The sequence below is a fragment of the uncultured Phascolarctobacterium sp. genome (genome assembly GCF_958349595.1).
Lineage (GTDB): Bacteria > Bacillota > Negativicutes > Acidaminococcales > Acidaminococcaceae > Phascolarctobacterium.
The window spans coordinates 1-13,100 of record NZ_CATWDQ010000011.1; the positions used below are offsets into that span (position 1 = coordinate 1).

At 47.2% G+C, this 13,100-nt stretch carries 11 protein-coding genes; 9 read left to right on the forward strand and 2 right to left on the reverse strand.

What is annotated here, in order from left to right:
• Positions 1-358 precede the first annotated feature (358 nt).
• Positions 359-1,846: a 4Fe-4S dicluster domain-containing protein gene (locus Q4G98_RS08570; RefSeq protein WP_301961927.1), complete on the forward strand. Its 1,488-nt coding sequence runs from the start codon at positions 359-361 to the stop codon at positions 1,844-1,846.
• 89 nt (positions 1,847-1,935) lie between these two features.
• On the opposite strand, the gene uraA is transcribed toward Q4G98_RS08570, so the two are convergent.
• Complete coding sequence (gene uraA, locus Q4G98_RS08575; protein WP_298564277.1) at positions 1,936-3,186, reverse strand: uracil permease; 1,251 nt, start codon at positions 3,184-3,186, stop codon at positions 1,936-1,938.
• Between the two features lie 182 nt (positions 3,187-3,368).
• Here uraA and Q4G98_RS08580 point away from each other — a divergent pair, with 182 nt between their 5' ends.
• The gene (locus tag Q4G98_RS08580; protein WP_301961928.1) at positions 3,369-4,082 is read left to right on the forward strand and encodes an SIMPL domain-containing protein; all 714 of its coding nucleotides are present in this window, start codon (positions 3,369-3,371) and stop codon (positions 4,080-4,082) included.
• A 53-nt stretch (positions 4,083-4,135) separates the two neighbouring features.
• On the opposite strand, the gene Q4G98_RS08585 is transcribed toward Q4G98_RS08580, so the two are convergent.
• The gene (locus Q4G98_RS08585) at positions 4,136-4,447 is read right to left on the reverse strand and encodes a hypothetical protein (protein ID WP_177561526.1); all 312 of its coding nucleotides are present in this window, start codon (positions 4,445-4,447) and stop codon (positions 4,136-4,138) included.
• A gap of 161 nt (positions 4,448-4,608) precedes the next feature.
• Between Q4G98_RS08585 and Q4G98_RS08590 the strand changes: the two genes are divergently transcribed.
• The 7 genes from Q4G98_RS08590 to Q4G98_RS08620 all read left to right on the forward strand — a co-directional run bounded on the left by Q4G98_RS08590 (position 4,609) and on the right by Q4G98_RS08620 (position 13,079).
• The gene (locus Q4G98_RS08590) at positions 4,609-4,806 is read left to right on the forward strand and encodes a hypothetical protein (RefSeq protein ID WP_177561527.1); all 198 of its coding nucleotides are present in this window, start codon (positions 4,609-4,611) and stop codon (positions 4,804-4,806) included.
• Positions 4,807-4,831: 25 nt separating this feature from the next.
• Entirely contained in the window at positions 4,832-6,133 is a 1,302-nt protein-coding gene (locus Q4G98_RS08595; RefSeq protein ID WP_298564280.1) for an amidohydrolase, read from the forward strand.
• A gap of 134 nt (positions 6,134-6,267) precedes the next feature.
• Positions 6,268-6,861 carry a hypothetical protein gene (locus Q4G98_RS08600; RefSeq protein WP_298564281.1) on the forward strand — a complete coding sequence of 198 codons (594 nt, stop codon included), beginning with the start codon at positions 6,268-6,270 and terminating at the stop codon, positions 6,859-6,861.
• A 35-nt stretch (positions 6,862-6,896) separates the two neighbouring features.
• Positions 6,897-7,544 (forward strand): fructose-6-phosphate aldolase, encoded by a 648-nt coding sequence (fsa, locus tag Q4G98_RS08605; RefSeq protein WP_298564286.1) that lies wholly within the window; start codon positions 6,897-6,899, stop codon positions 7,542-7,544.
• Between the two features lie 18 nt (positions 7,545-7,562).
• A complete protein-coding gene (locus tag Q4G98_RS08610; protein WP_298564282.1) occupies positions 7,563-8,645 on the forward strand; it encodes a copper amine oxidase in 1,083 nt (360 codons plus the stop codon).
• Between the two features lie 378 nt (positions 8,646-9,023).
• Positions 9,024-12,272 carry an autotransporter outer membrane beta-barrel domain-containing protein gene (locus Q4G98_RS08615; protein WP_298564283.1) on the forward strand — a complete coding sequence of 1,083 codons (3,249 nt, stop codon included), beginning with the start codon at positions 9,024-9,026 and terminating at the stop codon, positions 12,270-12,272.
• Between the two features lie 489 nt (positions 12,273-12,761).
• Complete coding sequence (locus Q4G98_RS08620) at positions 12,762-13,079, forward strand: helix-turn-helix domain-containing protein (protein ID WP_298564284.1); 318 nt, start codon at positions 12,762-12,764, stop codon at positions 13,077-13,079.
• Positions 13,080-13,100 lie beyond the last annotated feature (21 nt).

Consider the following 13,100-nt stretch of genomic DNA (forward strand, 5'->3'; position numbering starts at 1 on the left):
AACGTCGAAAGTACTTGGCTGGAAGCGGCCTGGGAGGATAGAAAGTTGCCGGTTAAAAAGCAGACATACCATTTTTGGTATGTCTGCTTTTTTATTATTAGTTATCTATCCGAGCAGGCCCTGGCCTGGGACACATGAGCCACCTAGAGCTTCAGCTCGTGTGGCGCAGCGGTTACGAGCGCAGCGAGATAACATCCTCTGACCGCCGGTGTATAAAAAGGAGCATGCGCGTGCGATAGAAAGATACTTTATTTTTTCTATAGGCGTCAGTATAATTTTCTAACTTCTTTTATTTGCTGATTTGAATAAAAAACGGTACAATAATCTTGTACAGAACTTTACACTGGAGGTATATCATATGGAACTGACTGAAGTTACTAAATTCCGTCGTGCTGTTTTAACAGGTTTGGCAAAATTTACATGGCAGGGTACTTTACCGGAGCATGTTTATGATATACTCTACAGCGTTGTAACTGAAGATGGCCCGCGTGTGCGCTGTTGTGTGCATAAAGAACGGGCGGTGTTAAAGAATCGTATCAACATGGCGTTGGGACTTACGGTAGACCTGAACATCGTGGAAGCTTCTACTCGTGCTTTAGCAGAGCCTGTCAATAAAGAATTGCCAATTATCGATGTTTTACCGGAAGCCTGTGATCAGTGTCCGATCGACAAATTTTTGATCACCGATGCTTGCCGCCATTGTGTAGCCCATAAATGTATGAACAAATGCCCTAAACAGGCTATTTCTATTCACCAGAACAGGGCCTATATAGATAAAAGTAAATGTATAGAATGTGGTATGTGTAAAAAGGTCTGCCCTTATGGGGCGATCATTGAAGTAAGCCGTCCCTGTGAACGTGCCTGTCCTTTAGATGCGATTACGGCAGGTGCTGACAGGAAAGCGAAAATCGATACGCAGAAATGCGTTCAATGCGGTGCCTGCCGCAGCGCATGTCCTTTTGGTGCAATCGACGAACGCAGCAGTATCGTACAGCTTATCCAGACTATTAAAAGCGGGCAGCAGGTCTATGCGCTGCTGGCGCCCTCTTTTATAGGGCAGCTGGGTTTTAAAGTAACGCCGGAACAGATAGTTGCCGCTATCAAAAAAATGGGTTTTGCCGGTGTCGAAGAAGTTGCTGTCGGAGCCGATATGGCGGCATTACATGAAGCGGAAGAATTTATGGAGAAAGTGCCGGCGCAGCAAAGCTTTATTACCAGCTCTTGCTGTTCTTCGTTCGTTTCCCTTATTAAACAGCATTTGCCCGAGCATATCGATAAAATTTCTACTACAGTTTCGCCAATGGTTGCTTGCGGACGCTATGTAAAAACAAAATATCCGGATGCCGTTACGGTTTTTATTGGGCCTTGTATAGCTAAAAAGGGTGAAGCCAGACAGTTCGCTGATGCTATTGATTATGTGCTGACCTTTGAAGAATTATTCTGTATGCTGGAAGGAGCGGGGATTGACCCTGCCGCAGTTACACCTGAAGAATACGCTACCAAAGCATCGGGCTTCGGTATTTCCTTCCCTTTGCACAAAGGGGTGCAGGGGGCTGTAGCCCATGCACTGCAGGAAGCAGGGCGTCCTGAACCAGCTATGCATTATGCCAGTGGCTTGGAGCATTGCCTTGAAGATCTGCAGAAAGTTATTGACGGGAAAATAAGATGTGAGCTGTTTGAAGGTATGGCCTGTGACCGTGGCTGTATCGACGGTCCGGGTGGTCTGACGGAGCCGGGCCTCGTAACGGTATTGCTGAAAAAATATGCTGCTGAAGCACAGCAGAAAAAACTGCATGATGATAACGAAGCAGTTGAAGCAGTCAAAAAAGTTGATATGAAAGTATAATGACGGCGCTAATCTCTTTCTCTGCCTGAATGAAGCAAAAAGACCTTACCTTGCAAAAGGTAAGGTCTTTTTTTACGAAACTTTTTACATCAATCTTTACGCATCAAACCTAAAGAATCAAGCAGTTTAAAGGTCAGGCTCATCAAAATAGCGACCAGTGTTGCCAAAACCATACCCTGAACGCTGATCGTTCCGAAGGTAAGTTTGGCGCCACTGAGGCCGACGATCATAATTACAGAGGACATTACAAGATTAGCAGACTTGCTGTAATCGACCTTACTTTCAACCAGTACCCTGATCCCGGAAGCAGCAATAACGCCGAACAGCAGGATGCAGACGCCGCCCATGACGGGAACGGGGATACTGCGGATAAGCTCGGACAGCTTACCGACAAAGGAAAGGCAGATCGCCATGACTGCCGCACCGCCGATAACCCATACGCTGTAAACTTTAGTGATGGCCATAACGCCGATATTTTCACCATAAGTGGTATTAGGAGTAGCACCGAAGAAACCGGACAGGATGTTGGAGCAGCCGTCAGCAAAAAGTGAACGCGCCAGGCCCGGATCTTTGATCAGATTGCGTTCTACTACGTTGCCGGTAACTACTAAATGGCCGATGTGTTCGGCCAGCACTACTAAAGCCGCCGGAGCAATGATCAGGATCGCATTGATATTGAAGGTCGGCTGATAAAAATGCGGCAGCTGGAACCACGGGGCGGCTGCGACAGGAGCTAAATCTACCAGCCCCATAAAGAAAGAGAAGATATAACCGCAGATAACGCCGAATAAAATAGGGATAATAGAAAGAAAGCCTTTAAAAGCTACGGAACCAATAATCGTCACAGCCAGAGTAAACATGGAAACCGCAATATTACGGAAATCGATCACATCACCTGTAAGACCGGCCATGCCTGCCGCCGTAGGCGCAAGCTCCAGGCCGATAACAGCGATGATGGCACCCATACAGGCAGGTGGGAAAATAACGTCTATCCAGCCGGTGCCGGTATATTTGATAATGAGGGAAAATAAAATGAAGATAAGACCGAAAACGATAAAACCGGATTGGGCGTCAGAGTAACTGGATGTACTTAGAATGACCATTACCGGGGAAATAAAAGCAAAACTGGAACCAAGATAAGAAGGTATTTTGCCTTTGGTAAGAAAAATATACAATAATGTGCCAATACCATTCATAAACAAACAGGTAGTAGGATTGACATTGAAGAGAAACGGCACGAGCACAGTTGCGCCGAACATTGCAAACAGATGCTGGATACTGAGCGGAATGTTGAGCAGAAGCGGCGGACGTTCCTCGACTTGGATAACTTTGCGTTCCATGATGATGACCTCTTTTCTAAGTTTAAATGCTTATATAATTGTAAAATTTTTTTGGCAAATTGGCAATAGCAGTGACAATTTTGTGATAGAAAAGTAATATCTAGGTGAAGCTTGCTAAAAAACATAGTTTTGCCATAGGTTCGATGCTATAATGAAGGCATAATGAAATGGGAGGTCTTACTATGAAAAAAGTTAAAGCACTGGCAGCTGCAACACTGGTTGCCATAAGTTTATTATCGATGCAGGGTGCTGCTATGGCAGCCGAAGCAAATACGATTTCTGTCAGAGGCGTTGCCAAACAGGAAGTAGCGCCGGATATGGCTTATGTAACGCTGGGGATCAGCGTTAAAGCCGATACTGCCGAAGCAGCGCGCGATCAGGCTGCGGAAGCAAGCCAGAAGGTACGCCGGGCCCTGTTAGGGCTGGCGATCAGCGAAGGCAATATCCAAAGCTCCAGCTATAACCTGTATCCTGATTATGAAAATATCAACGGCAAAAGCAGGCAAAAAGGCTATGTCTTGAATACCACCTTGCGGATCAAGGTAGACGATTTGAAAAAACTGGGCGATGTTATCGATAAAACCGTTCAGGAAGGCGTTACTAATGTCAATCAGGTCAACTTTGCCTTAAGCGAAGAAAGCACTGTGCAGCGTCAGCTTTTAGCAGCTGCCGTTGACAATGCCAGGACGAAAGCTGCGATCGTGGCCAATGCCGGCGGACGTAACCTTGGCGAAATGCTCAGCGCCGAAGTCAGCGACTACAACGGCGAGACTATGGTTGCGTCAGGAATGAATTATAAACGGTCGTTAGCAGCCGATGCGGCAGCTCCGACGCAGCTGATGCCCGGTACTTTGAAAATAGATACCAGCGTTGAAGTGACCTTTAAACTGAATTAAAAATATGCAAAAGTCCTGCCGCTTCAAGCGGCAGGACTTTTTTCGCTTTAATACTATTTCTTGGGCAGTTCGTATGCTGCCAAAGCGTGCAGCAAAGCAGGAGAGCCGGGCTTATGCTCGGCGCACAATTGCTTCCAGGCGGCAAAGTTTTCCAGCTCCTTGCCCCATTTAAAACAGTCGTCGTCGCTGTAGCAGGCGGCCACCAGCGGCGCTGCCTCATCGGCAGGCGTTTTGCCGGCATCGTCTGTAAAAACCACAAAAACTTTTTCATCTTCAAAATCCATACCATAAATCACGATATTTTCTTCCTCAGTTGCCGATTCCCAGCAGCCAAGCCGTTCAAATTCCTGTGCCAATCCAGCCATACTATTACCTCGCTTTTCTTTTCCTAAACACATTCTCTTTATAGAATAGACCATTTTCAGGTATTTGTCCATGTGGTTTAATGCTAAAAATGTCTGCAAAGTTCAGCGCATTATAGTATAATAAACCAAAGAGTACAAACGAAAGGTGCGAAGCAACAGTCATGGAAAAGCGCAAAGCAAGCGAAATAATGCAGGTCGAATTTATCTGCCCCAAGTGCGGTAAACATCTGGCCTGGGCTGTGCGAACAGCCAGCATGAGCTGCCCTGCCTGCGGCAAGTGGGTAACAGACAAAAATAGAAAACAGACCCCGGCCGATGCTTTGATGCCTATTGACAGCGATCAGCTGGTGCTTTTTTAGATTTTTGAAAGAGGGGATATGAAGTATGCAAAAAATCTGGCAGGAAGCAGAAGCTCTGCAGCCCGAATTAGTAAAGCGTCGTCGTGATCTGCACCGTCATCCTGAAACAGGCTGGACGGAGTTCAGGACCGCTTCCATGGTGATCAAAGAACTGCAGGCACTGGGTTATGACGTTTATATGGGCGACGATGCCCTTGAAGAATCTGAAATGATGGGACTTCCCGGAGCGGAAGTTCTGGAGCAGGCTATGGCCCGCGCCGTCAGCGAAGGCGCTGACGCAGATCTGGTAGAGAAAATGAAGGGCGGAAAAACAGGAGTCGTCGGCGTGATGAAATTTGCCCGACCCGGTAAAACTGTCGCTTTTCGTGTCGATATGGACTGCAATGATGTTGAAGAATGCGCAGACGAGCAGCATCGCCCCCTGGCAAACAGTTTTCGTTCGCTGCATGCGAACGCGATGCATGCCTGTGGTCACGACGGCCATGTCACTATTGGCCTTGGCCTGGCTAAACTGCTTGCTGCACATAAAGAAGAGCTGGCAGGAACCGTCAAGCTTATTTTTCAGCCGGCCGAAGAAGGTGTGCGCGGCGCACGTGCTATGGTAGCCAAAGGTATCGTTGACGATGTCGATTATATGTTTGGCGGGCACATTGGCTTTAAAGCAACCGAAGCGGACTCGCTTGTCTGCCTGACAGGCGGTTTTCTGGCAACGACAAAACTGGACGCCAGCTTCAAAGGCGAATCCAGCCACGCCGGTGCCGCACCTGAAAAAGGCCGCAATGCCCTTTTGGCAGCGGCAGCATCATGTATCGCGCTGCACTCTATTTCCCGCCACGGGCAGGGCGCTTCCAGGATCAACGTAGGCGTATTACAGGCCGGTACCGGCAGGAATGTTCTTCCTGACGTGGGGCTGATCAAAATGGAAACACGCGGCGCCAATACCGAGATCAATGAATTTATGATAAGTGAAGCCCGCCGCATGATCAAAGCCTCCGCCGATATGTATAATGTCGACGTCACTATCAGCGAAGCAGGCGGTGCGCCTGCCTGTGTAGCCGACCATGAACTGGGCGCCGAGATCAAAGTGCTCGCAGAACGCTGCGGTCAATATGCCAAAGTTGTGGACTATATGGATCTGGGCGGCAGTGAAGACTGCTCGTATTTTATGGAACGTGTGCAGCAGAAGGGCGGCCGTGCCGCTTACCTGATGTATGGCACTGAAATTGCCGCCGGACATCATAACAGCTGCTTCGATTTTGATGAAAACTGCCTTTATAAAGCTGTGGCTATGCTTACTGAGCTTGCCATCGCCTATACCAACAAATAAGAAAAGGCTCGCATTGCGGGCCTTTTTAACATAGGCAAGGTTTTTATCATGATTAAGTTATTAAAATAACACGCATTTGTCACAAAGGTTTGCTATAATATAAAAAGTACGAACCGATGAGAGGAGTTGTGATCATGAAATTACAACGCACATTTATTCTAACATTGATTTGCCTGTTTACGCTGGGATTGGGTATCGTCAGCGCGGCAGAGCCACCAGAAAAGATCTATCCCAGCCCGGTACGCGACGTAATGGCTACTACCGGCGAAATAATTGCCGTTGACGGAGATAAAGTAACTGTAAAAGGCGATGGCAATTATCCTGTAGCCACAGTTATCGTAACTGATAAAACCTTGCTTATCGACGGGAAAGACGGCGACCTGAAAGGCGACCGCGCTTTAAGGAAAGGCCGCAAAGTGACCGCCTACTATTCCAGCAAAATGACCCGCAGCTATCCGCCGCAGGCAGAAGGCTTTGCCATTGTTTTTGGCAAAAATAACGAAAAACAGGGCAAATATATGCATGTTGAAAAGGTTATTCCCAGTGAAGACGGAGAATCCGTACGCCTGCTCAACTCTAACCGTGACATCATCGTAACTGTCAGCAAAGACGTTTATGAAGACTGTCAGAATATCAAAGAAGGCGACCGCATCATGGCCTGGTATAACATCATGACCATGAGCCTGCCGGGGCAGACCAATGCCACCAAGGTAGTCGTATTACCTTAAAATAGTATAGTTCCAGTGGGAGAGAGGGTTCAGTGATGAAAATTTTTATGGATACCGCTGATGTCGACGAAATAGCTGGCATGGCGGAATTGGGTATCATCTATGGTGTTACTACTAATCCCAGCCTGATCGCTAAAAGCGGACGCACGCAGGCTGAAGTGATACCGGAAATCTGCAAACTTGTAACAGGGCCGGTCAGTGCGGAAGTTATCAGTACCGACTGTGCCGGCATGGTGCGTGAAGCACGTCAGCTGGCACAGATAGCCGATAACATCGTTGTCAAGATCCCCTGTATTGCCGAAGGCTTAAAAGCAGTAAAGATCCTGAGCAGCGAGGGTATAAAAACCAATGTTACCCTGGTGTTCAGCTTATCTCAGGCCATGCTGGCCGCTAATGCCGGCGCGTCCTACGTCAGTCCCTTTATCGGACGTTTGGACGACATCGGTGAAGACGGCGTGCAGCTTGTTGCCAATATGGTCAAAATCTTTAAGCAGTATGGTCTGAAAACGGAGATCATCGCTGCCAGTATCCGCAATCTTGACCATGTCAATCAGGTCATGCTGGCCGGAGTGCAGATAGCGACGATCCCGACCAATGTGCTGGAACAGATGCTGCTGCACCCGCTGACTGATAAAGGCCTGGAAAAATTTTTGCAGGACTATGCAAATAGTTTAAAACAGTAGTTGGGGATAATTATACTTATGAAAAAAATTTTAGGAAACCTTATAGCCGCATGTATGTGCGGCTTTCTTTTGAATACCCCGTCCGCAGGTCTGGCTCAGGCTGTCTGGCCGCAGCAGGGCGTACCTGATCATCAGCAGCTGCGGGCCAAAGTGAAGGCCGACGGTCCGCGGCTGCTATTTTCCGACAGCCCGGAAATGGTTTACGAAACAGGTATTTTATACCGGGATACACTGCAGGGTGAAGGGCGGCTGTTCTTTCATCATGTCAACGGTACCAGTAAACTGAAAAAGCTGGCGATCCTTGTCAAAAATAACGGATTGCGTCCTGCCAGTTTTACTGTTACCCGCAGCGGTATCGACGGTCCCAGCCATGACTATCAGGCTGTTGGTAAAAAATCACAGGAATATTATTTTGCTGACCAGAAACCGCACACCACTACGCTGGGTTTTGGCAAAACGACGGAACTTCTGGGCGGGCAAGGCACGCTGCTGCCGCCAGACAAGCTTTTAACAGGCACTATCGACTTTACCAGCGACAGGCCGGTCGAAGTAACGGTACTGATGTGCGAACCGCAGAGCGATGTTGAACTTTTTGCGGCATTGGCGCAGCAGCTGCCTATGGACGAGCATCCTTTGCGGGGTACTTTTGCCAAAGCTGAGCTGAACTATACGCTGCAGCGTCCGATTGAAACTGAAACAGGCACAGGCTACGCACTGCTTTTAGCAGACAGCCAGACCGGCGAATATCTGCGGGGCATAGATGCGACCACAGGGCTGCCGGCCGAAAACTATGGCAATTACGGCGTTGTTTATAATATCGATTATAAGCTGAAAGGCGATAAACCTTATGAGCTTTGGCTCAATCCGTGGGGCGGCATGTTTGCCGGCGTAGGCGTTTTAGAGCAGGGCAGTGAACGTAAGCTCATCAATATCCCTGATATTCCTGCTTTTGGCCGCTTAGGCGAAGAAGGCTTCCGCATCGCTACGCTTGAGCCCAGCAGTGAAGGACGTTTTACCTGGTCGCCTCCGGGAGCGTCCAATCTGCCGATCAGGCTTTTCTGGCTGCCGGCTGATTATAAAGCACCGCATCTGCACGACTGAAAAACGCCAAAAAGCGCAATGCAAAGCATTGCGCTTTTTGTTTTAAAATAATATCTGTAAATTCAAAACACCGATAAAAATCGGTGTTTTTTTGATTGCGCTAAAAGTAGGTTTTGCAAGACTATTAAAACTGACGAAACAAAAGAAGATAAATATGTCTTGCGGGGGGGGACGAATGTGGTATTATATCAAAAATAACTTACAAGCATAATATAAACTATAAAAAATAATAAATTGTTAATAAAAGAAAGATATAAACTATTAGAAATAAAAATAAAGCTTCTTGTAGAGACTGTTGGAAAAATAATGACGGCAATAAAAAATTGGGGAATTTTTTATTATATGTTGCAACTTTATTTCAAGAAAGGTGAGATGGTTATGCAAAAAACAGAGCAAGGTAAACGAAATTTATTACAGAAAAAAGTAATGTCTTCTTTACTGGCGGCAAGTGTTATGTGCTGCTGGGGGATCAATGTTCCAGGCGAAGCCGCTGTAGCAACTGAAAAAGTTGTCAACAGTGACCTGCCTGCAGGTTTGGAAACCAACACTGAATTTGTAACTGTTTCAGGCGGCAGCAGGATCACAGGTACAGTCAGGATCATCAATGACGTCAACAATCAGACGGGTGCCCATGGCAGTGCCATGAATATCCGCACTGCCGATGCTGTTATCATTGATGGCGCCGGCCATGTAGAGATCCGAACTTATAATGATGATGCCTATGCTCATACCAATGCCATCAGGCTGCATAATGACGGTGCCAGTCTGCTGATAGACAAAGCCGGTTACAATGTGACTATGGCCTTGGACGCTGCTGGCGGCCAAAGCACTAAATATGACGAAGTGGCCGGTATCTATGTTGCCAATAACAATCAAAATGTAGTTATCACTGCCGACAATATCAATTTTGAAAATAATGGTTATAGCCGCGGCTACGGTATTTGGACCGGAGTAGGGGCTGCCAACAGCACTATCACGCTCAATGGCAATGCCAATTTTTCTGACGCTGCCAGCACAAAAGAAGCTTATGCTATTCGTCACGATCATGGCAATACTATCATCAACGGTGATACCAATATCAATATGACAGGCGCCGGCAGTTCAGCCCTGCGTGCGATCAATGGCACAGTTGAATTTAATGGCAATACGGTTATCAATCTCAGCGGTGATGTAGCCTATATCGACCGTTACGTACCGGCCTTTGGCCTTTGGAACGGCGCTACTCCTTATGGCGTTACTCCGATCAATGGAGCACAGATTAAGCTGACTGGCAATACTCAGATCAACACCACCGGGGCAGGCAGTGCCGCAGTGGTTACCGAAGCCGCAGGCGGTACTACCGAATTTTTTGGCACCACTAAAATTACTACTGCCGGCGACAGCGGCAAATGGGGTCGTTATAGTACCAAAGACCTGGGCGCTCACGGCGTCTATAATGAAAACGGCACTACCAATTTCCACGGCAATCTGTTTATCGATACTACAGGTAAAGACGCTACTGCTATTCATGCGCTCAGTGGTCAGGTAAACCTTAACCATTTTAGCGACGGCACGGAAGCGCTGGCGGTCATTACAACAGCTAAAGACAACGCCAACGGTATTTACAATAACAAAGCAGCTGTCAATGCGGCTGCGCATGTCAATATTTTTACGTCCGGCGCTAATGCTTCGGCAGTCAAGACTGATGGTGAAAGCACTACTGTTTTGAATGGACGCAATTACCTTACCACATCGGGTGATAAAGCGCATGGTATTGAAGTCTATGCTGCGGCTTCCTCTAAAGGCAGTGAAGAAAAAGCGGCTCAGGTAAAAGTAGGCGGCGATTCTACCATATATACCCAGGGGGCACAGTCACATGGCGTTTATGCGGATATGCTGGATGCCAACATTGCTTTAGGTGATGACAGCAATGTGACTACTAAAGGCGACGGTGCGCATGGACTTTACGCGGCCCGCGGCGTTATCGAAACAGGTGACGGATTACAGCTCAGCGTGCAGGGAACAGGAGCCCATGCTGCTTATGCCGATTCTGCCGACGGCAGCATCAAATTCCAAGGCGGGGCCGATATCAGTGCTGTCGCCCCGGGCAGCTATGCTGTTTATGCTGATAACGGCGGTAAAATCGAAGGGCTTGCCGCTGACAGCAGATTTACTATCCATGGCAATATGTTGGCTGATAACAGCGGCAGTATCGAACTTGATCTGGCAGCCAACTCACTGTTTGCAGGTAAATCCGCAGTAGAAAACTCCGGTACCATAGATCTGACGATGACTGACAGTATGTGGAGAATGACTGGCTCATCCTCGCTGACCAATTTTATTAATAATACCTCAGTAGTTGATATGACCAAAGATGGCGGCAGCTTCAGTAGCCTTACTGCCGAAAATATCAGTGGCAACGGCGGTTATTTTGTTCTGGATATCGACGGTACGACCAATGTCAACAACAGTGACCGCATCTATGTGACCGATACCTTTGACGGTACTCATGCTATCGCCTTAAATGAGATCACCGGTCTTTATACAGGTACAGAAGCCGAAAACACAGTGCTGGCCAGCGTTAAAAATAATAATGGTAAATTTACAGCCGTAGATGGTGAAGGCACACTGTATTACCAGCGCTACGAACTGGATAAAAAAGCAAATACATATGATCCCAACTACACTACCGACTGGTATCTGAAAGCTGTAACCAATATCGATCCTGAAGAAAAACCGACTCCCGGTGTGGAGGGTGCCGTCTCGGCAGGAGCGCTGGCCTATTACACCTGGCTCGATCACGACCAGCTGATGAAACGTTTGGGTGATCTGCGGCATAAAGGCGCAGATGAAAAAGGGATCTGGGTCAGAGTCAAAGGCGCCAAAATAGGCCGCAATGGTAATTTTGGTTTCAAAAACAAGTATACACATTATGAATTAGGCTATGATGAAGTAATGAAAGCAAAGCCCAACTACACCCGCTATGGAGGCGTATCTGTCAGCTATGCTGACGGCGATGCCGGCTATTCCCGCGGCAGCGGCGAAAATAACAGTCGGGCCATGAATTTCTATGTTACAGAAATGGGTAATAAAGGCCATTATCTGGATGTCGTTTTACGTTTCCATCATATGGATACCAACTTCAAAATGTTCGACGAAAACGGTAAAAAGATTCGCGGTGATATGCATAATGTCGGTGTCTCCTTAAGCGGCGAATACGGACGTAAAAAAATACTGGACGACAAAGGCTGGTATATCGAACCGCAGGGGCAACTGACACTGGGGTATCTTGGTGGCGATAATTATACCACCAGCAACGGCATTGACGTACGTCAGGGAGGTATTCGCAGTGCCTTGGGACGGTTAGGTTTTAATCTGGGCAAAGACATCGACTCCAAAACAAATATTTATCTCAAAGCCAACCTGCTGCATGAATTTGGCGGCGGTTATCACGCCACGCTGACAGACAGCAGCGGCAGCTGCATAAAAATGGACCGCAGCTTTAAAGATACCTGGTTTGAGTATGGTATCGGCGCAGCGATCCAGACTGGTAAAAATAATCATATATATCTTGATTTTGAACGTAGCGCCGGCGGTGATTTTCAAAAAGACTGGAGCTGGAATATCGGTTCACGCTGGACCTTCTAACTATTTATAAAATAATACATGTTTTTCATCAGAGTATGGCAACCCTGTGCTCTGATTGAAAATATTCCCCAATCCAGATCTGCTGTTTTTAAGCAGGTCTGGATTTTTTGTATCTTTTTCAGGGAAAAAATAAAAAATCCACCCCAAAATTAAAAACTTCAAACCAAAATTTCCCCTCGACGGGCAAAAAAATTAAAAATTAAAAAAATTTTCTAAAAATTTTTTCGACTCTTGCCCAACCTTTGAAACCAAGCCGCCGAGCCGTTTACATAGGCCGGCGGCGCCAAGCGTATCGCGGCGCAAACACAAAAATGTACACAAAATCCTTCGTGCGTCTTGTGGGGGGGTACAGAGGTGCTATAATAACTAAAGATATTGCTTTTGTAAATAAATATAAAGCTGTAATTTGAAAATATGAACAGTAAGTGTCGCTAAGTAAAATTTTCAGGCAGCTTTTATTTGTCTGCCCAAAGCTGCAGGGGGTGAAGTATGTACGATGAAACTAAACTGAAAGGTGTCGGTGCCCGTATCCGCAACCTGCGGGCCGAACAGGAACTGACGCAGTTTGAACTGGCAGCAAAGATCGGTGTCAGCCAGACGCACCTTAGTAACATCGAGTGCGGCCGGGTACAGATCAGCCTGAAGCTGCTGCTGCGGATCGCCAATGTGCTGGAGAGGCGGCTGGACTATTTTTTAGGACTGCCGTCTTTACCGTTTGCTGCTGCCGCACCACAAGGCAGCTACACGGTAGAAGAACTGGGGGCGCTGCTGCAAATGCTGCAGCTTTTAAAAACAACGAACCATTGAGGAAAATATAAAACTAATCAA